Source organism: Paraburkholderia sp. BCC1884, from assembly GCF_900996225.1.
Lineage (GTDB): Bacteria > Pseudomonadota > Gammaproteobacteria > Burkholderiales > Burkholderiaceae > Paraburkholderia.
This window is the reverse complement of record NZ_CAAJGL010000055.1, coordinates 116,845-136,611: the sequence shown is the minus strand read 5'-3', so window position 1 is coordinate 136,611 and position 19,767 is coordinate 116,845. Positions and strand designations below refer to the sequence as shown.

General features: G+C 65.3%; 17 protein-coding genes. 10 read left to right on the top strand and 7 right to left on the bottom strand.

Going from position 1 to position 19,767, the window contains the following annotated elements:
* Positions 1 to 51 precede the first annotated feature (51 nt).
* A complete protein-coding gene (locus FQ705_RS04460; RefSeq protein ID WP_144138200.1) occupies positions 52 to 1,476 on the bottom strand; it encodes an ATP-binding protein in 1,425 nt (474 codons plus the stop codon).
* Positions 1,473 to 2,132: a response regulator transcription factor gene (locus FQ705_RS04455; protein WP_144138199.1), complete on the bottom strand. Its 660-nt coding sequence runs from the start codon at positions 2,130 to 2,132 to the stop codon at positions 1,473 to 1,475. Before FQ705_RS04455 ends, FQ705_RS04460 begins: the two co-directional genes overlap by 4 nt.
* 247 nt (positions 2,133 to 2,379) lie before the next feature.
* On the opposite strand from FQ705_RS04455, the gene FQ705_RS04450 reads away from it, so the two are divergent.
* From FQ705_RS04450 to hpnK, 3 genes are read left to right on the top strand one after another with little or no spacing between them, the layout of a single operon-like run.
* Positions 2,380 to 2,733, top strand: a complete 354-nt coding sequence (locus FQ705_RS04450; protein ID WP_144138198.1) for a hypothetical protein — start codon at positions 2,380 to 2,382, stop codon at positions 2,731 to 2,733.
* Positions 2,734 to 2,748: 15 nt separating this feature from the next.
* Positions 2,749 to 4,020: a bacteriohopanetetrol glucosamine biosynthesis glycosyltransferase HpnI gene (hpnI, locus tag FQ705_RS04445; protein WP_144138197.1), complete on the top strand. Its 1,272-nt coding sequence runs from the start codon at positions 2,749 to 2,751 to the stop codon at positions 4,018 to 4,020.
* Positions 4,010 to 4,834: a hopanoid biosynthesis-associated protein HpnK gene (hpnK, locus tag FQ705_RS04440; protein WP_144138196.1), complete on the top strand. Its 825-nt coding sequence runs from the start codon at positions 4,010 to 4,012 to the stop codon at positions 4,832 to 4,834. Before hpnI ends, hpnK begins: the two co-directional genes overlap by 11 nt.
* Positions 4,835 to 4,871: 37 nt before the next feature.
* Here the strand turns inward: hpnK and FQ705_RS04435 are convergent, their stop codons facing one another.
* The 3 genes from FQ705_RS04435 to FQ705_RS04425 are packed head-to-tail and all read right to left on the bottom strand — an operon-like array spanning position 4,872 to position 10,490.
* Positions 4,872 to 7,922: an efflux RND transporter permease subunit gene (locus tag FQ705_RS04435; protein WP_144138195.1), complete on the bottom strand. Its 3,051-nt coding sequence runs from the start codon at positions 7,920 to 7,922 to the stop codon at positions 4,872 to 4,874.
* On the bottom strand, positions 7,919 to 9,037 hold the full coding sequence (locus FQ705_RS04430) for an efflux RND transporter periplasmic adaptor subunit (RefSeq protein ID WP_260854387.1): 1,119 nt from the start codon (positions 9,035 to 9,037) through the stop codon (positions 7,919 to 7,921). Before FQ705_RS04430 ends, FQ705_RS04435 begins: the two co-directional genes overlap by 4 nt.
* A 22-nt stretch (positions 9,038 to 9,059) precedes the next feature.
* A complete protein-coding gene (locus FQ705_RS04425) occupies positions 9,060 to 10,490 on the bottom strand; it encodes a TolC family protein (protein ID WP_144138193.1) in 1,431 nt (476 codons plus the stop codon).
* A 211-nt stretch (positions 10,491 to 10,701) separates the two neighbouring features.
* Between FQ705_RS04425 and FQ705_RS04420 the strand changes: the two genes are divergently transcribed.
* The 3 genes from FQ705_RS04420 to FQ705_RS04410 all read left to right on the top strand — a co-directional run bounded on the left by FQ705_RS04420 (position 10,702) and on the right by FQ705_RS04410 (position 13,609).
* A complete protein-coding gene (locus FQ705_RS04420) occupies positions 10,702 to 11,364 on the top strand; it encodes a response regulator (RefSeq protein ID WP_144138192.1) in 663 nt (220 codons plus the stop codon).
* Positions 11,361 to 12,722 (top strand): sensor histidine kinase, encoded by a 1,362-nt coding sequence (locus tag FQ705_RS04415; protein WP_144138191.1) that lies wholly within the window; start codon positions 11,361 to 11,363, stop codon positions 12,720 to 12,722. Before FQ705_RS04420 ends, FQ705_RS04415 begins: the two co-directional genes overlap by 4 nt.
* Positions 12,723 to 12,808: 86 nt before the next feature.
* The gene (locus FQ705_RS04410) at positions 12,809 to 13,609 is read left to right on the top strand and encodes a ProQ/FinO family protein (protein WP_144138190.1); all 801 of its coding nucleotides are present in this window, start codon (positions 12,809 to 12,811) and stop codon (positions 13,607 to 13,609) included.
* Between the two features lie 19 nt (positions 13,610 to 13,628).
* Here the strand turns inward: FQ705_RS04410 and FQ705_RS04405 are convergent, their stop codons facing one another.
* On the bottom strand, positions 13,629 to 14,981 hold the full coding sequence (locus FQ705_RS04405) for a TAXI family TRAP transporter solute-binding subunit (RefSeq protein ID WP_144138189.1): 1,353 nt from the start codon (positions 14,979 to 14,981) through the stop codon (positions 13,629 to 13,631).
* 250 nt (positions 14,982 to 15,231) lie between these two features.
* On the opposite strand from FQ705_RS04405, the gene FQ705_RS04400 reads away from it, so the two are divergent.
* From FQ705_RS04400 to FQ705_RS04390, 3 genes are all read left to right on the top strand, one after another.
* The gene (locus FQ705_RS04400; protein ID WP_409934677.1) at positions 15,232 to 15,654 is read left to right on the top strand and encodes a DUF2946 family protein; all 423 of its coding nucleotides are present in this window, start codon (positions 15,232 to 15,234) and stop codon (positions 15,652 to 15,654) included.
* Positions 15,655 to 15,758: 104 nt separating this feature from the next.
* Positions 15,759 to 16,655, top strand: a complete 897-nt coding sequence (locus tag FQ705_RS04395) for a hypothetical protein (protein ID WP_144138187.1) — start codon at positions 15,759 to 15,761, stop codon at positions 16,653 to 16,655.
* 15 nt (positions 16,656 to 16,670) lie between these two features.
* Entirely contained in the window at positions 16,671 to 17,099 is a 429-nt protein-coding gene (locus FQ705_RS04390) for a copper resistance protein CopC (protein WP_144138186.1), read from the top strand.
* A 261-nt stretch (positions 17,100 to 17,360) separates the two neighbouring features.
* Here FQ705_RS04390 and FQ705_RS04385 read toward each other — a convergent pair whose 3' ends face one another.
* A complete protein-coding gene (locus FQ705_RS04385) occupies positions 17,361 to 18,320 on the bottom strand; it encodes a LysR family transcriptional regulator (RefSeq protein WP_144138229.1) in 960 nt (319 codons plus the stop codon).
* 128 nt (positions 18,321 to 18,448) lie between these two features.
* Between FQ705_RS04385 and FQ705_RS04380 the strand changes: the two genes are divergently transcribed.
* On the top strand, positions 18,449 to 19,759 hold the full coding sequence (locus tag FQ705_RS04380) for an MFS transporter (RefSeq protein WP_144138185.1): 1,311 nt from the start codon (positions 18,449 to 18,451) through the stop codon (positions 19,757 to 19,759).
* Positions 19,760 to 19,767: the final 8 nt, after the last annotated feature.

Genomic DNA, 19,767 nt, shown 5'->3' with positions numbered 1-19,767 from the left:
AGTGACTCCTAAGCGACGACGACCAGTCGCCGGGTCGCCAGCTGGTGCGCGCTAAACCGGCGCATAGCCCGAAGTTTGCGCCACCGAATACGCGGGAAACGACACTTCCACGGTCAGTCCGCGCCCGTCAACGCCTGCGCCGAGTTGCAGGTTCGCGCCGAAATGCTCCGCGATCCGCGCGACGATGGACAGACCGAGGCCGCTGCCCGTCGCCTGATTGCCCGTGGCACGAAAGAAACGGTGCGTGAGCCGATCGAGTTCGCTGGCGGCGACACCGGGGCCGTCGTCGCTCACGGTGAGGCGCACGCGCGCGCCGACATGCCGCACCGCCACCTCGATGCGGCCGCCGACGCGCCCATACTTGATGGCGTTATCGATCAGATTGTCGAGCAGGATGCCGATCAGCACCGGCTCCGCGTTGATCTCCGCGCGCAGGTCGCCCGTCAGCATCACGCTGACGTCTTTCTGCTGCGCGTTGCGCTCGTTGGCGAGTAACGCACTCTTCGCCACCGTGGCCGGCTCGATCGGTTCGGTCGACATTTTCTCGTGCACGTCCAGCCGCGCGAGCAGTAGCAACTGCTCGGCGAGCCGCGCGCTGCGGTCCACTCCTTGCACCACGCGCTCCATCGCCACGCGCTGCAAAGCGGTGTCGGGCTCGGCCAGCGCCACTTGCGCCTGGACCTTGATGGCGGCAAGCGGCGTCTTCAGTTCATGCGCGGCGTCCGCGGTAAACGCGCGCTCTCGCTCCAGCGAATGGAGCAGCCGCGACAACAACTGGTTGATCGCATCGACCAGCGGCCGCACCTCGGTCGGCACGCGGCCGATGTCGACCGGTTCGAGCCGGTGGATATCGCGCGCGCGAATCGCTTCGGACAACACCCGCAGCGGCGCCAGGCTCCAGCCAATGCTCAACCACACCAGCACGGCCAGCACCGGCAAGCCGATCAGCGTCGGCCGGGCGATGCGGCTTGCCACGCCGCTCACCAGATCGCTACGTGTGTTGGCCGGTTCGAACACCCGCACCGAGTGGCCGAGCGCGGCGTCGCGCAAGGTGAACGAGTGGAACCTCTGACCGCCCAGGACGATGTCCTGCGTACCGCTGACAGCCGGCAGCGGCAAATCCCACGCGTTGAGCGCATGCAGTTGCGGACTGCCCGCCAGCACCTCACCGTTTGCGCGGTGCACCTGGAAGAGGGCGTCGCGCGGCAGGGCGTCGTCGTCGTCGGCGTCGTTCGCACCGGGTTCGCCGCCTTTTTCTTCTTCGCGCACGTCGATGCGGGCGTTGGCGAGGATGGTCAGATTGCGTTCATCGAGCAGCGCCAGAATTTGCGCGAGTTCAGCAAGACGCGCCTCTTCCCATTCGCTGACCTCGCGTGTGGCCTGGCCGTAACTCGAGACCAGCGCAATGCCCCACACCAGCGCGATGCTGGCAAGCACCAGCAACACTAGGCGCCGGCGAATCGATGCGCCCATCATTCTTTCTCCACCACGTAGCCGATATTACGCACCGTCCGGATCAGTTTGGCGCCGAGTTTCTTGCGCAGATTGGACACATGTACCTCGATTGCATTGCTTTCGATTTCTTCCTGCCAGCCATACAGGCTTTCTTCGAGTCGCGAGCGCGACTGCGGAATACCCTGATGGGTCAGCAACTGCATCAGGATGGCCCATTCCCGCGAGGTGAGCGGCACGCGTGCGCCGCCGGCTTCGACGGTTTGCGCGGCGGGATTGACGGTCAGATCCTGATAGCGGATCAGCTCGACGCTGCGGCCCTGGGCGCGGCGCAGAAGCGCGCGGCAACGCGCGATCAGTTCGGTCAGATCGAAGGGTTTGCCGAGGTAATCGTCCGCCCCCGCTTCGAGGCCGCCCACGCGATCGACGACCGTGCCGCGCGCAGTCAGAACGAGGATCGGCACGTCGCTGCCGCCGTGGCGCACCTGCCTGAGCAGATCCATGCCCGAGATGCGCGGCAAGCCGAGGTCGAGCAGCACGAGCGCGTAGGCGGTGGTGCGAAGGGCGAGGCCGGCCTGATGACCGTCGCGTGCCCAGTCGACCGTGAAGCCTGCCTGGCGCAATCCGGCTTCGATGCCGCAGCCGATCAGGTCGTCATCTTCTACGAGTAGTACGCGCATGGGTTGCCTGGGGAACGTGTTTTATGCCGCTTTTGCAGCGGGTTCAGGACACATTTATACGCTTCCAACCTTAAGGTTTCCTTCAGCTACGCCCGATATGATTTCCGCATTGCAGATTGCGGTGGGAAGGCTTTTGCGGGCAGTGCGATGCACTGTTACGCCGCCGGTTCCGCGCGATCCAATCGTAAGCACCTCGATGCAATGCGTGAGCGTCACGCTGCCTTGCGTCGAGTCTTGAGGGCACGCCATGAAGCCAGTCACCGTCGACATGCTGCGAGCGCATCTGATGGTCGCCTCGCTCACCGCCATGTGCGCCGAGGTGCTCGTGTGTCTCGCGCTGCTGGTATTGCCGGTGTCGCAAGATGCCTTCGGGTCGACTTCGTTTCGCATGCTGGCGGTCGCCGCCATTTTAGGCGGCGTGCTCCTGACCCGTCAGGTTGCGCATATGGCGTTCGATCTCGCACTTCAGAGACGCCATGCAACGCTGATGGCCGGCCGCGCGACCCCGGCAGTCACCGTCGACCCGGACTGTCCGCGGCGCTGGCTGGTCGTGCTGCATCTGCGCCTGAGCGGCCGACCGTTCGTGCTGGCACTGCACTGACGGCGGCGGCGGGCGATGGCGGCGCACGGTTTGTCGGCCTGTCAGTGGGTCTTGCTGGCGGGCTGCGTCGGCGCTTCACTATATGCCATGCTGGCGGCGGTCGCCATGCCGTTTTTCGGCTCGCGCCGCAGAGGCGCAGCCCAATCCGCCCGCGCTCGCGTGCGGGTCTCGCCCGTGCAATGCGCCTTCGCTCACATCGGTGTCAGTGTGCTCAAGCCGCTGTGTGGCGCCGAACCGCGTCTTTACGAAAATCTCAGGACTTTCTGCAATCAGCGTCACGGGCGCTTCCAACTGGTGCTGGGGGTGTCGTCGCCGGACGATCCCGCCATCGCCGTCGTGCGACGCTTGCAGGCCGCGTACCCGCAGCGCGATATCGAGCTTGCCATCGACACGCGCGTGCACGGCAGCAATCTCAAAGTCAGCAATCTCATCAACATGGCGGAGCGGGCGCGTTATGACGTGATCGTGATTGCCGATAGCGATATCGCCGTCGAAGCCGATTACCTCGATAGCGTCGCCGCGCCGCTCGCCGATCCCGGCGTCGGCGTGGTCACCTGTCTTTACGTCGCGCAGGGCGTGGGCGGTTTCTGGCCGCGCGTGGGGGCGCTGTTTATCAACGAATGGTTCGCGCCCTCGGTGCGGGTGGCCCACGCCGTGGGCTCGCGTCGTTTCGGTTTCGGCGCGACGCTCGCGTTGCGGCGTGCGACGCTCGAGCGGATCGGCGGATTCGATGCCCTGAAAAACTGCCTCGCCGATGATTACTGGCTGGCCGAACATGCCCGTGCACTCGGCTTACGCACGGTGCTGTCGCGCGTGATCGTGGCCACCGACGTCATCGAGCCGACCTTCGGCGCGTTGTGGCAGCGCGAGACGCGCTGGTTGCGCACGATCCGTTCGGTCAATCCACTGGGATTTTCCGCGCTGCTCATCACATGCCCGACGCCCTGGCTGCTGTCGGGTGCGTGGCTCACCGCGAGCCTCGCGGCTGGGCCATTCGATGCCGCGCACCTGTGGCCCGCGTGCACGAGTGCCGCGAGCACGATGGCGGGTTTCAGCGCCCGCTTGCTGCTGCATCTGCGCGCCGCGCGTGATGAACGCACCTTCTGGCGCGACCTGCCGCTCGTGCCGTTGCGCGATACCTTGCTGGCGTTGCAATGGCTCGCTAGCGCCTTCGGTTCGCACGTGGTGTGGCGTGGCGCGCGTGTGCCGATCAACGCGTCCTCTGCGCGTGGCGCTGCACTGAACGCGATCGACATCGACGCGATGGAGGCCCCGGATGGTGGCTAAGCCCCGCGGCCTGATCGTCACCGCCGACGATTTCGGCCTGCACACGCGCGTGAATCTGGCGGTCGAGCGCGCGCATCGCGACGGTGTGCTGAGCACGGCGAGCCTGATGATCGGCGCGCCGGCCGCAGGCGACGCGGTGGAGCGCGCGCGTGCCTTGCCCCGTTTGCGAGTCGGCTTGCATCTGGTGCTGGCCGACGGCGACGCCGTCATGCCGCGTGCAGCCATTGCCGATCTGCTCGACAAGCAGGGACGATTTGGCGACAGCATGGTGCGCGACGGCGTGCGGTTTTTCTGTTTGCCGCACGTACGCGGACAACTCGAACGCGAGATTCGCGCGCAGTTCGAAGCCTTTGCGAAAACCGGTCTGACGCTCGACCATGTGAATACGCACAAGCATTTTCATCTGCACCCCACGGTGCTCGGCCTGATCCTGGCGATCGGCCGCGAGTACGGCATGCGGGCCATGCGCTTGCCGTTCGAACCGAACGCGCCGCTGTGGCTGCGGCCGTGGATCGCGCGGGTGCGGGCCCGGCTCGATCGCGCCGGCGTCGTGCATAACGACTATGTAGTCGGGATCGCCGGCAGCGGGGCGATGGACGAGGCCGCGTGGCTTGCCGCGCTGGCCGATCTGCCGCAAGGGGTGGGGGAGATTTACTGTCATCCGGCTTTGGCGGGCGATCGCGCGTTGAGTCACGGCATGCGGGAGTACCGGCACGCCGACGAATTGCAGGCCCTGTTGTCGCCGCGCGTCGCCGCAGCGATTCGCGCATTGGGCATCAGACTGGGGGGATTCGCAGACGTGCTGGCGGGCTAGATCGTCGAAATCTCGCCCGCCCGTGCACGACGGTGCTTCAGACCGGTTGCTGCTTCATCAGCAGCTTCAGCAAGGCCGGCAGCAATAGCAACACCAGCGGCAGTTGAACGATCAGCCCGGAGATGATGGCGATCGCCAACGGCTGCTGCATCGCCGAGCCCTGGCCCAGGGCGAACGCGAGCGGCAACAGCGCCAGAATCGCGGCGATCGTCGTCATCGCAATAGGGCGCAGGCGATTGCGGCCTGCGGCCATCAGCGCCTCGGCGAACGGCATCTCGTCGTCGCGCACGAGGCCTTGCAACTCGGACACATAAAAAATCGCCACTTCGGTCACGATGCCGATGATCATCGTCATCCCCATCATCGCGGAAATGTTCAGCTCGATGCCGGTGATCCACAAACCGATGAACACCGCGCCCGCTGCCAGCAAAGGCATGGCCATGACCGCCAGCGCGACGCGAAAGCGCTCGTAGAGAAACAGCAGCAGGCCGAACACCAGCGCAATCGCCGCGCCGAACACACTCAGCAAACCCTTGAACGCAATCTGCTGTTGCTGGTACAAGCCGCCCAACTCGTAATAGACACCGCGTGGCAGCAAGGTTTTGTCAGCCAGCGTTCTTTGCACGTCGGCAATGGTCGAACCCAGATCGCGTCCGTCGATGCGCGCGGTCACCGCCACCATCCGTTTCAGATTGTCGCGGCTGATTTCCGGCTGGCCGGTCATCGTCACCTGATCGGCGACGCGATTCAGGGCGAACAGGTGAGCGTCCGGCGCGCGAATCTGCAACTGGCCCAGTTGCGTATCGGTGAGCTTCAGCGCGCCCGCCACCCGCACGCGCACGCCGACCGTTTTCGGCCCGCTCTGGAACTGCGTCGCCACACTGCCTTCGACCATGTCCGACACGGCCTGGGCGATCGCTTGTGGGTCCATCCCTTCGGCCGCGGCCGCTTCCGGACGGATGTGCAATTCGAGCGCGTCGCCGGCAGGATTGATGCCGTCGTTCACATCGACGACGCCCTGTATCTTGCCGATCCGCGCGGCGACTTTTGCCGCCGTGGTGTCGAGCGTGGTCTGGTCGTCGGAATAGATCTTGATCTGAACCGGTTGCGGCACCGCCGTCAGGTCGCCAATCAGATCCTCCATCAGTTGCGCGAGTTCGACACTCACGCCCGGCACCTGACGCTCGATCTTCGAGCGGATTTCTTCCATCACGATGTCGATCGGCTCGCGATTGCCCGACTTCAGGCGCACGAAAAAGTCACCCTTGTTCGGCTCGTTCAGGTCGCCGCCGAGCCCGGCTCCCGTGCGACGCGAGTAAGTCGCCACGTTCGGATTGGCGCGGATGATGCCTTCGATCTGTCTCATCAGCCGGTCGGTCTCCGTGACCGAGGTGCCCGGTTGCGTGTGATAGTCGAGCACGAAACCACCTTCGTCCATGCTCGGCATGAAGCCGCTGCCGACTCGCGTGAACGCGAACGCGGCCACCGCGATGAGCGCCAGCAAGCCGGGCAGCACCAGCACGGGCCGCGTGGTGGCGCGCTCGACCAGCCACGCGTAACGCCGGTTCATCCATGTGGCGAAGCGGGTGTCGGCATGTTCCTCCGCGTCTTCCGGTTTGAGCCAGCGGTCGCAGAGGATCGGTACGGCGAGCCACGTGACGAGAAACGAAATGAACAGCGCACTCGCCATCGTGACCGAGAGGGCCTTGAAGAACGCGCCCGTCACGCCGGACAAAAACGCGAGCGGCACGAAAATGATCAGCGTAGCCGCCGATGAACCCGCCAGCGGCCGGGTAAATTCGAGCGCCGCCGCCATCACGCGGCCGTGAAACGCACGCGCGCCGCCTTCGCGCATGCGCCGCACGATGTGTTCGATCATCACGATCGCATCGTCGATCACGAGGCCGACCGCCGCGGCCATACCGCCGAGCGTCATGATGTTGAAGCCCATGCCGAAGACGTTCAGCAACAGGATCGTCGCCGCCATCACCACCGGCACGAGCGCGACGGCGATCGCGGTGATTTTCCAGTTGCGCAGAAACGCGAACAGCGTCAAGGCCGCCAGCACCACGCCGATCATGATCGCGTCGCGCACGCTGGTGGCCGAGGCGATCACCAGTTCGCTCTGGTCGTACCAATTGGACAGATGGACGCCGGCTGGCATCTGATGCTGGAAGTCGGCGAGCTTCGCGCGGATCGCCCGAGCCATGGCCACGCTATTCGCGCCCGGTTGCTGGTAGACGTTCAGCAGCACGGCGTCCTGGCCGTCGGCGGTGACGCGCATCCATTGCGGCACGACGCCCTGGCGCACGGTGGCGATGTCGCCGAGGCGAATCTGCGTCGCGCCGCCGGCCGACACGACGACCTTGCGTAATTCATCGAGCCGCGTGATGGTGGTGTTGGAGATCACGAGATACAGCTTGTCGTGATCTTCAATACGGCCGTTGGCCATCAGCACGTTGCTCGCGCCGACCGCCCTGGAGACATCGGCGAGCGAGAGCTTGTAGGCGGCAAGCCGCGCGGGATCGACCGCGACTTCGAACTCGTCCTGCGCGCCGCCCGTCACGTCGACGCGCGCCACGCCTTCCACCGAAGAAAGCAACGGCCGCATCTGGAATTGCGCGAGATCGTGCAGCGCCGAGAGCGACTGCCGCTGTGAAGTGAGGCTATAGGCGAGCACGGGAAACACCGTCGGATCCATGCGCCGCACCTGCATCGAGGTGCCCGGCGGCAGCGTGGCGAGAATCTCGCTGATGGCGGACTGCGCCTGCAAGGTGGCTAGCGACATGTCCGTGCCCCAGTCGAAATTGATCGAGATTTCCGCGACACCGCGGCTCGTTGTCGATTCGACGTCGCGCACGTTCGGCACGCGCCGCAGCGCTTCCTCGACCGGCATCGTGACGAGGGTAGCCATCTGTTCGGCGGGGCGGTCGCCGGCGTCGAGCGACACCACCGCGCGCGGAAACGCGACGTTCGGGAACAGCGAAATCGGTAGACGGAAAGCGGTCAGCGCGCCCGCGATCGCCAGCAAGGCGATCACGAAGAGCAGCGAACGTCGGTGTATCTGCATCCATTGACCGAAGTTCATTGCGCCGTGCCCCGGTCGGTGCGCACCGGCATGCCGTCCTTCAGCTCGTAGTTGCCGCTGACCACGAGCGGCTGGGTGGCGTCGAGAAGACCATCCACACCGTAGCGATCGCCGTTCTCGATCTGCACGTCGACTGCCACGCGGCGGGCCTTGTTGTGCGGCGCGATCTGAAAGACGTACGCACCCTGGTCGTCTTTCAGCACTGCGGCGCGCGGCACGATCCAGCGCGTGCCGCTACGGGTTGCGATGTCGGCGCTCACGCGCGTTCCGGGAATAAACGCCGTTTGGGCGAGCGGCACAGTCGCGCCGATGTCGACGAGTTGACTCTGCTGGTCGATCGAGCCGCCGACCAGCAGCACGCGGCCGTCCGCCGTCGCTTTTGCGAGCGGGCTGGAAAGGCCGTGCAGCGCGACGGCGTCGCCGGGATGGATCGCGCCGGCCTCGGATGGCTCGACGCCGAGAGTGACATTGGCACGCGCGTCCTGGCCGCTGCCGGAGGCCAGCTGCAAGATCGCCGCGCCGGCCTGAACCTGGTCGCCTTGCGCCGCGGACATCTGCAACACCACGCCGTCGAGCGGGGCCGTCACGACCTTGTTGCCGCTGGTCACGCCCGTCTGATGCTCGGCGGCCAGCGCCTGCCGCGCGTCCTCGGCAGCCTTGCGGGCGCTCGCCAGTTGCGACTGGGTGGCAAGGCCCTTGTCGTAGAGCGATTGCGTGCGCGCCAACTCGCCTTGCGCGAGCCTCACCGTGCTGCTGGCCTGGGTCGCGGCGAGCACGGCGGCGGGGTCGGCCTGCACGACGAAGAGCGGCGTGCCGCGCGTCACCGTCTGGCCGGTCTGTACGCGCATCTGCACGATGCGGGCGACGTAGGGCAAATTGATCGTCACGAGACTGGACGCTGAGGCCGCGACGATGCCGTAGGCTCGCACCGGTTGCGCAATGACGCCGCGCTGCACATGCACGGTCTGCACGGCGACCACCGGTCGATCGTCGGCGCCACTGGCCGGGGCAGGCGCGCCGGCGGCCTGTGATACGTGAACGGCGGTGGCGACCAGCAGCACGGTGCAGGCACACGCAATCGCCAGAACGGCGCGACGCCAGCGCGGCTCGCGCATGGTCCGCCGCGCTAAAAATAGACTATTTCGCATGAGTGTCGATGAAGGATTGAGCGGAGCAGAAAGCGTCGGGAATGGCGCTGCCGAGCAGCGCCTGCAAGCCGACGCGTTGTTCGGCCAGCGACTCCTGCAACGTCGCGACGTCGATGCGTCTGGTCAGCGACGCGTTTTGCGCATCGGTATAGGCGCCGAGCGTGAGGTCATGCCCGGCATAAGCGGCGGCCGCGTGGCGAGCGGCGAGATCGACATCGGGCAACACGGCTTCGGTCTGCTGCAACTGGCGCGTGAGGATCGTGTCATCGGCGCGCAGGTGGGCGACATCCGCGTAAGCCTGGTTCAGGCGCGCCTGATATTCGTCGCGCAGCCGCTGGCGAGTGGCCTTTTCAATCGCGACGTTGCCCTGATTGCGGTTGAAGATCGGCAGGCTCAGGTTGATCTGAAAGCCGCTGGTGTAGATGTTCGATGTGTCGCGTGCTCGCACGAAGCCCACCGAGAGACTGGGAAACTGACTGAGAATCGCCGCGCGATATTTCTGCTCCTGGGCTTCATAGCCCGCTTGCAATGCGATCAGATCGGGGCGCCGCTGCGCGAGTCGGGCGAGCGCCGCATCGAGCGTCGTGTCGGCGAGCGGATCGATATGCTCGCTGCCCGCGAGCTGGAGTTGTACGTCGGGCGCGAGTCCCAGCAAGGCGTTCAGATCGTGGTGCGTTTGCTCGGCTGCGCGTTCGGCGTCGGTGGCTTGCCTGCGTGCGTCGCCGTAGGCGGTGAGGGCGGCGCTCAGCGTGTCATCGGTGAGGTTGCCGTCGCGATGTGCTTCGGCCATCCGCTCGTAACGTGTGCGCGAAAGATCGCGCAATTGCCGCAGCAAGGGCAGCGTGTCCTGCTGGAAGCGCGTCTTGACGAACAGTTGCCGCGCCTGAGCGACGATCTGCCATTCCTGCCACAACAGACCGAGATCGGTTTTCGCCACGGTCGCGTCGGCGGAGTGCTGGTTCGCGCTGCGCAGCACGATCGCCATCACGTCGATACTCAGCCCGTAACTGAACGCGCGCGTGGTGCCGGGTTCGCCCGGATAGTCGCTCGACACGCTCAGTTGCGGATCGGGCAGAAGGCCGGCCGAATAGGCTTGAGCGCGAGCGATGCCGAGGTCGTCGCGGGCCAGCTTGAGATCGGGATTGTTGGCGACGGCGAGCATTGCGACTTCGTCGATGTCGAGACCGTCGGCGGGATCGAAACGATGCGCGGCGAGTTCCGGCAGCGGCATGCGCGACGGATCGATCTGGACGCGTTCGAGCGAGCGGGCCGAGGTCGACGTATCCTGCGGCGCGAGCGGCGCCCGGTGATACCACGCGCAGCCGCTCACGAGCAGCGTACAAAGCGGCACGATGGCGCCGAGTCGGGCCGCAACTCCGGCCGCAACTCGGGGCACCACGGCAGGGTGAAAAACGGGCAAGGGCCGGCTCCTGAAGAGTGAGGTGAGGCATGCGCGAACGGATGGCGCAAAACAGGAGCCGATTTTGCAAAGCGGTGGCTTAAGAAAGGCTTAGGAAAAAATCGGGGCTTCGCTTGAACGGCGCATTGGCGAGCCATAAGGAAGCGTTAAGCTAGCGGACGGGACAATGCGCACAACCCGTTGCGGGCAAAAACCGGACTAAGGAGAAGCCATGCGTCTGCTACTGGTCGAAGACGACGAGATGATTGCCGAGACCGTGCTGGGCGCGATGCGCCGGGTCGGCTATGCAATCGACTGGGCAGAAGACGGCCGCGCGGCGGAGTTGTCGCTCGGCAATGGCGTGTACGACCTCGTGCTGCTCGATCTCGGCTTGCCGAAAAAAGACGGGATCGACGTGCTCAGCGCTTACCGCAAGAGCGGCGGCGCCGCGCCCGTCATCATCCTCACTGCGCGCGACGCGGTGGAGGACCGGATTCGCGGTCTCGACGCGGGCGCGGACGACTACCTGATCAAACCCTTCGACCTCGATGAACTGGCCGCGCGCGCGCGGGCATTGCTGCGTCGGCGCACCGGCCAGAAGCAGCCCATCTATGCGCACGGCGAACTCACGCTCGACCCGGCGGCGCACGAAGTCACCAGGTCCGGCGAGCTGCTGTCGCTGGTGCCGCGCGAGTTCGCCCTGCTGCAGGCGTTGATCGAAGAACCCACGCGCGTGTTCACCAAGTCCGTGCTGGAAGAGAAGCTGTACGGCTGGGGTGAGGAAGTGGGCAGCAATACCATCGAAGTGCACGTGCATAGCTTGCGGCGCAAGATCGGCGCGGACCAGGTGGTGACAGTACGTGGAGTCGGCTACCGTCTGAAGAGGTGCGGATGACGTCGATCCGCCGCTGGCTGCTGGGCTGGCTGATCTTCGGCATGGCAGCGGCCTCGGGCGTGGCGGGCTATGCGATCTTTCACACGGCGCGCGGTGAGGCGAGCGAGCTGTTCGACTACGAGTTGCGCACCATCGCGCTGTCGTTGCCGTCGAACCTGACGGGCGGCAGCGAGCATCGCGACCCCGATCTGGGCGATCTGGCCGACGACCGGGTCGTCATCGGCATCTGGGATGCGGGCGGCCAGCAGCCGGTCTATCACTCCATGCGGGCGCCGGTGTTCGAGCGCTTGCCCGCGGGCTTCAGCACGGTGAAACGGGGCGACTATCACTGGCGTGCCTTCGGGGTTCAGCAGAAGGACCGTTACGTTCAGGTGGCGCAACCCGTTTCCGTGCGCGAAGACCTCGCGTTGCGCCTCGCGCTGCACACGTTGTGGCCGCTTGCGGTCCTGCTGCCGGTGACGATCTTGCTGGTTCTGCTGGTGGTCGCTCGCGGACTTGCGCCGATCGGCGGCCTGTCGCGTGCGCTTGCCACCCGTTCGATGGATTCGCTGGAGCCGCTGCGTCTGGACGGCCCCGTGCCGGTCGAGATCAAACCGCTGGTGCAGGCGCTCAACGATCTGCTGCAGCGACTTCACACGGCATCGCAAGCACAACGCACGTTCATCGCCGATGCCGCACACGAGCTGCGCTCGCCGCTGGCCGCGCTCAAGCTGCAATTGCAGGCGGCCTCGCGCGACGGTTCGTTGAAGGGCGAGGGCCAGACGCTCGAGCGCGTCGAAGGTCGCGTGAACCGGATCATCCACCTCGTGCAGCAATTGCTCGCGCTGGCGCGTGAAGACGCGCACCCGTTCGCCTCGATGCTGCCGGTCAGTTTGCGCCGCATCGGTGAACAGGCGGTGGGCGACCTGTCGTTGCTCGCCGAGACGCGGGAGATCGACCTCGGCCTCGAATGCGACGGCGCGCGCTCCGCCGCGGACGCGTATTCGGTGTTGGCCGAGCCCCATAGCCTGAGCGTGCTGCTGGGCAATCTGATCAACAACGCGATTCGTCATACGCCGCCGGGTGGCCGGGTCGACGTGATCCTGAAGCGCGCCGGCGAGCGAGTCGGGTTCGACGTGGTGGATAGCGGCTCGGGCATTCCGCCGGCCGAACTCACGCGGGTCTTCGACCGTTTTTATCGCGGCGAGGAAGCGCAGGGCGAGGGCAGCGGGCTCGGGCTCGCGATCGTGGCGCGCATTGCGGAGCGGCATCAGGTCGAGTTGTCGCTGCACAACAACGAGGGCCGGCCGGGCCTGTGCGTGACGGTTTCTGGCTGGCGCGCACACGACGCGCAAGCGGGCGCGCCGGTCCGGGTCTGAGGCCTGCGCGACACGCTGCACAGCGTTGTCACAAGCGCCTTTCCACACGCTGCTACAATCTCGTCTTTCTCGATCGATTGTGCGCTATGGGTTTCGAACAACTTGCTGAACTGAAGAAGCAACTGGCTGCGGCTCGCGCCGAAGCTGCACCCGCCGCCAAGTCAGGTGCCAAGCCTGCTTCAAAGCCTGCTTCAAAGCCTGCATCAAAGGCCGATTCGAAGCCGGGTTCCAGGCCGGGCTCGAAGCCTGCGCGCAAACCCGCGCCGCCGCGGCGCGAGGCGCCTGCGGCGTCGGAGCACGCCAGGCCTGCCGTGGACGCCAAGCCGGTGGACCCGGTGGTGAAATCGATCGGGCGATTGCAGAAACGCTTCCCCAATGTGTTTCCGAAGAACCCGGCGCCCAAGCTGCCGCTGAAGGTCGGTATCTTCGCGGACCTCGTCGTGCATGCGAAGGAGTTGTCGCTGAGCGAAGCCGAGTTGCGCGACGCGATCAAGACGTGGTGCCGTGGCAGCCGCTACTGGAAGAGTCTCGTGGAAGGCGCTGCGCGCGTCGATCTGACGGGTGGCGAATCAGGCCAGGTCACGGCGCAGGAAGCGGCGGGCGCGCAGCGCCTGCAGGCGCATCGCGCCGGCAAGGGCGCACCGAAGGCCGCCGCTGCGACAGCGGAGACGGCTGCTGCGGCAGGCGCGGCCGGTGTCGCAGCCGATGCAGCAGGCGCGGCCGATGTCGCAGCCGATGCAGCGGGGGCAACTGCCGCTGCGGCAGCCTCGCCGGACAGCGACGCCGGCGTTCCGCAAGCCGGTTCGACCGACACGCCGGCGAACGAACAAGCGTCTGCCGATCCAGTGAGCACGCCGTCCGCCGCGACGGACACACCCGAAGCATAAAAACCCTCCGCCACCCCTTCTAGGGGTGGCTGTCTTGCCGCGGCCCCGCGGTGAGCCTGCCGCGCACGAAGCCTACGTGTTCGCGTAGGACATAAAAAGCATCCGCGTAAGCGAGCGGCATACGCAGCCGGTTCAACGAATCCTCGATCTGATCCAGATCCGCGAAGAGCTTCCTGCGCTCCTCGGCGGTCGTATCGGCGAGCGCGCCGCGTTCGATTGCAATCAGCGAACCGTAATAGCGATAGATGCGTGAGCGCACCCGCCACCGGTAGAGCGCCGGAATCAGCCGCATCGCCGGAAACAGCAGCACCGCCACCGGCAATAGCAGCACGAGCGTGCGGTCGCCGATACTCGCGAGCCAGAACGGCAGTGTCCGGTAGAGAAAGCTCTTGCCGGTTTTGTAATAGCGTTGCGCGTCTTCGCTGATCTGGTATTCACGTGCGACCGCGCTGGGAAACTGGCCCGCGCGTTGCAACAGGCCGGGCATACCGTGCACTTCCTGGGCGGCTTCAATCAGCAGATCGGAGATGGCGGGATGCAGATTGGTCCGCGCGACCAGTTCCACCGTCGGGCTCACCAGATGCACCGTTTCAGGCGGGATCCGGTGCTTCAGGTCGAGCACGCCGGCCGGTAGATCGATCTCGTCAAGATACGGAAACAGCCGCGTATAGGCGCTCGCTTCGTCGAAATTCATCACCGAGATGCCGGGCACCTTGAGCAGCCTCAGCATCAGACCGCGCGTGGCCGAGTCGCCGTTCAGGATCGCCGCGTCCACCTCGCCGGCGACCAGTTGCGTAGCGGCCTGCATGCCGTCGCTCGGCACCAGCACGGTGCTGCCGCCGGGTGCGATGCCGTTCGCCTCGAGCAGTTTGAGCGCGAGCAGGCGGGTGCCGCTGCCCTCGCGGCCGATCGCGATACGCTTGCCTTCCAGTTGCGAAAGCTGGTCGAGGCCACTGCCGCGATAGAACACCACCACCGGGATGTAGAACACGCTGCCGAGCGACATCAGCGACGACGTATCGAGCCCATCGGCCACGCCACCTTGCACGAGCGCGAGATCGACATGCTGCTTCGGGTCCAGCAGACGTTGCAGGTTCTGCACCGAGCCGTCGGATTCGAGCACCTTCAGCGTGATGCCGTTGCGGGCGAGGATCTTTTTGTACTGCTCGGCGGCGACCAGAAACGAACTGTCGCGCGCGCCCGCGCTCATGGTGATCGTTTTCGGTGGCGCCGGGTCGATCAGCCAGACGGCCAGCGTGACCACCACCACGATCAGCGCGGCGACGATTGCATAGGGCAGCGTGTGATCGCGCCACTCGGCATGCGGATGATCGCCGGGAAACTGCGGGGGACGCGGGCGCTGCGCTTTCATGGACACTCCACACCGGAAGCCGGGATGAGGGCATTGTCCTCTGTCCGCCGCGGGTTTGCCGTCGGCAGTTCGCTCTATTGACCCGCAGGCGGGGAGTGAGGGCGCAATGCCCGGCATAACGGCTTGCCGGGCGCTTCGATGCGCGACCTGCGTGGCATAATCCGCCTCAGTTTCCCATCGTGTCGCCGGGCGTATCTTGAGTCGGTTCCAACGGAAGATCGGTAGTTGGCTGGGATTGCTTGCGATCCTCATGGCCACGCTCGCGCCGACGATCTCGCATACGCTTGCCGCGCGCAGCGCGCATGGCTCGGACGGCGCGATGGGCGCCGCGCACTGCGATATGCCGTCGATGGCGTCCATGCCGATGGACTCGATGGACTCGATGGACTCGATGGACTCGATGGCATCGATGGACGCCATGCCGTCGATGCACGGCGACGCCTCGCACGGCCCTTCGGCCGACAAACAGACCCAGCACACCCAGCTCGCCGACGGCGACGCCTGCGGCTATTGCAGCCTGCTCGCCCACATGCCGGTCGTGCCGAGCGTCGAAGCGCTCTTCGCCGTCGCCGTGCTGGTTCGCCAGCACATCGTCGCGACGCGCTTCGAGAGCGTGCTGCGCGTCGAACCGCTCAGCTTCGCACAACCCCGTGCCCCACCTTACTCAACCTGATTCACGTCACCACAGCGCGATGCCGTGCAGGCATCGCGGCTGACGCCGCACGTCCTGAGGACGGCGCGCGTCGGCCTGTCACGACCCATGAAACAGGATGAACCATGTACACCTCAACAACGCGCAGCGGCGTCAAGCTGCGCGCGGTGTCGCTCGTCGCGGCCGCGGCGAGCGTATTGCTGTGCGCGCCATCGCCCGCCAGCGCCCATGCGATCGCGGGCGACCGCGTCTTTCCCGCGACGATGTCCGTCGACGACCCCGGCGTCGGCGATGAAGCCGACTTCCAGTACGGCCATCAACGCGTGCCGGGCGACAACGGCGACCAGAGCATCAACACCTTCAGCTTCGAGTACGACAAGCTGATCACGCCGCGCCTCGCGGTCTCCGTCGACGGCGGTTACGTGATGCAGAACAACCCGACCGCGCGCGGCTTTGACAATTTCGGCGTCGGGCTGAAGTACCTGCTGTATGTGAACGACCCGCACGAGTTCATGACCTCGGTGGGCGTGGATGCCGAGTTCGGCGGCACCGGCAGCCGCGCAATCGCGGATAACTTCTCGACCATTTCACCGACTGTCTATGTCGGCAAGGGCATGGGCGATCTGCCCGACTCGCTGGCTTATCTTCGGCCAGTTGCGATCACCGGGGAGGCGGGTCCGTCGTTCACTACCGGCGCGGGTCAGCCCAACGCGTTCAACTACGGCTTCACGGTGCAGTACAGCTTGCCGTATCTGCAACAGCACGTGCGCGACCTCGGTCTGCCGCAGCCGCTTTCGAATCTGATTCCGCTGGTGGAAATTCCGCTTTCGAGAAGCCAGGGGCAGACGACCGGCACGGTCAATCCGGGCTTCATCTGGATCAACCGTTATGGACAGTTCGGCGTGGAGGCGCAAATCCCGATCAACCGGGCGAGCGGCTCGCACGTGGGCATTCTGGTCCAGGCGCACATCTTTTTCGACGACGTCGCGCCGACCACGATCGGCAAACCTCTCTTTCAGTAACCCAGGAGCAGCACGATGAACAGCGATCGGACCAGCGGCCCTGAGTGGGCCACGAAATTGACCAGGAAATTGACCACAAAGCGGGTCGCAACACGGGCCGCCAGACTGGTGGCACTACTGGCCGGGATCACGCTCGCAAGCGCCGCTTTCGCGCATGTGTTTCCGAAAAAACAGGAGCCCGGTGCGGGCGCGACGGTGGCCTCGCCCGCGCAGGTGCGGGTGCTGTTCGACGGCCCGCTCGAGCCGACCTTCAGTTCGTTGACGGTGAGCGATGCGGGCGGCAAGCAGGTCAACACGCAGAAGTCGTCGGTGGATGCGCAGGAGGCGGCGGCGATGTCGGTGCCCTTGCCGCCGCTCGCGGCAGGCCGCTATACGGTGCATTGGATCGCCGTGGCCGACGACGGCCATCGCACGCATGGCGATTACGCGTTCGACGTGAAGTAAGCCGAAGCACACCGCTGCATCATGGCATGGCGCGATGACGCAGCGGGTTGCTTCACGTTTCGTCGCGACTTTTTATCTGTCTGCCAGCCTTGGGCATTCAACTGATGGCGCGCACAGTCGTTTAACCAGAAGCGGGTGGTCGAAACGAACCGATGGAGGTGCCGCGTGTGGCCCGGAATTCTCGATACCTTAGGCGCGTTGGCCGTGCTGGCCAGTGTCGCCGTGCAAGTCGCGCTGATTCGCAGGCAGCGCTGACGCGGTTCAGCGCGCCGCCAACCGCTCGGGCAATGCGTAACGCTGCATGGTCCGCTCCATGCCGTCGAGAAATGCCTGTTCCGCGGCGTTCATCTTGCGCGTGCGCAGCCACAACAGATCGATATCGACATCGACCAGACCTTCTTCGGGCGGCAGACGCCATAGCCGCTGCTGCGCGAGATCGTCGCGCACGATGTGCTCGGGCAGGCAGCCAATCCCATAGCCCGCGAAAATGAGCCGCCGCACTTCGTCGAGACTCGGCGAAGCCGCCACGATGCGCCCCGTGAACCCGCGCTGATCGCGAAATACCGTGAGCGGCGAGAGGCTGTCGCCGATCTGGTCGCTCGTGAAGGAGACGAAATTCTCCGCCAGCAATTGATCGATGGACAACGCGTGACGCCCAAACAGACGGTGATGCCGCCCACAGAAAAGTGCGTACCGTTGCCGCAGAAAACAGCGTTGTTCGAGTTTCTCGACCGGCGTGCGGCATAAGCCAAGACCGGCGGTGGCCGTCTTTTGCAGCAGCGACGAGATGATGTCCGAGGAACGCATGATCTCGATGTGCAGATCCACGCGCGGATAGCTCTTGTGAAATTCTGCGAGAAATTCGTCGTACACACCGGAGTCGATCCGGCTCACGGTCAAGAGGCGAATCGAGCCGGTGATGTCCTCGCTGCGGTCGTCGAGTTCGGTTTCGAGCCGCGACATGTGCCCGTAAATATCGCTGGCAATCCGGTAGACCTCTTCGCCCGCCCGCGTCGGCTCGAAATGCGGGCCGCGGCGCTGGATCAGATTGCGCCCGAGCGTCTCCTCGAGCCGCTTGAGTGCCTGGCTCACGGCGGGTTGCGTGAGATGCAAACGCGCAGCGGCGCGGCTCACACTGCGCTCCTGCATGATGACCAGAAAGGTTCGCAACAGATTCCAGTCGAGCCGGTCGTTCAGAAAACGCGTGACGTCCGCGCGCAGTTGGGTCATGGATCGTCCTCGACATAAGCCAGATTTATAGTTGAGATAATAAACCGAAATTTGACTAATGTTTTCTGGAGGCCGATAAACACTCCCATATCTATTCGGAAAAAGACTGAGGAGCCCCCATGAACCCTGCCAACCCCGCGACCCGTCAGCCTGTGCGAGCGGCCTTCGCCGCTTTCATCGGCACGATGATCGAGTGGTACGACTTTTATATCTACGCCACGGCCGCCGCGCTGGTATTCGGCGAGTTGTATTTCCCCTCGCACGATCCGTTCGTCAGCACGATGGCGTCGTTCGCGACCTTTGCGGTCGGCTTTTTCGCGCGGCCTCTGGGCGGCGTGATCTTCGGCCACCTGGGCGACCGTATCGGCCGCAAGAAAGCGCTCATGACCACGCTGATGATGATGGGCGTGGCTACCGTCTGCGTCGGCTTGCTGCCGGCGTATACGAAGGTCGGCGTGCTCGCGCCGGTGCTGCTGGTGCTGCTGCGCGTGGTGCAAGGCGTGGCGGTGGGCGGCGAATGGGGCGGGGCGGTGCTGATGGCAGGCGAGCATGCGCCGCAGGGGCGGCGCACGTTTTTCGCGTCGTTCGCGCAACTGGGCAGCCCGGCCGGTCTGATCCTGTCGCTGATCGCGTTTCGCGCGGTCACGTCGATGCCGCACGACGACTTCATCGCCTACGGCTGGCGTCTGCCGTTTCTGGCCAGCGCCGCGCTGCTCGCGGTCGGCATCTTCATCCGCATGGGCGTCAACGAATCGCCGGAATTCGCGCGCGAGAAAGAGGCCAAACGCACGGTCGAATTGCCGATTGCCGAAGTGTTCCGTTCGTCCGGCGCGCTGGTGGCGCTTTGTATCGGCGCGAACACGATCGGGATTGCCGGCGTGTATTTCACCAATACCTTCATGATTTCGTACACGACGCAGAACATCGGCGTGTCGAAGTCGCTGATTCTCGATTGCCTGTTCGCGGTCGCGATCATCCAGTTCGTGTCGCAGCCGATTGCCGCGTGGCTCGCTGAAAAACTCGGTGGCGCGCGCTTCCTGAAGCTCGCCGCGTTCGCCGCGATGCTCTCGCCGTATCCGATGTTTACGCTCGTGCAGAGCGGCAACCGCCTGTCGATGATCGTGGGCATCGCGCTCGCCGTGGTGTGCATGGCGAGCTTCTATTCGGTGATCGCGGGTTTCGTCAGCGGTGTGTTTCCGGTGCGCGTGCGCTACTCCGCGATCTCGCTGTCCTACCAGGTGTGCGGTGCGATTGCCGGCGGTCTGACGCCGCTCGCGGGCACCTGGCTGGCGCACCGCTTCGTCGGGCAGTGGTGGCCGCTGGCGGTGTTCTATACCTGTCTCGCGGGTATCTCGCTGTCGTGCATCGTCGCCCTGGACGCGCTGAAACACCGTCGCGCCGATGCGCCCGAAGCACTGCCGGTCAGTTGAAAAGAGGA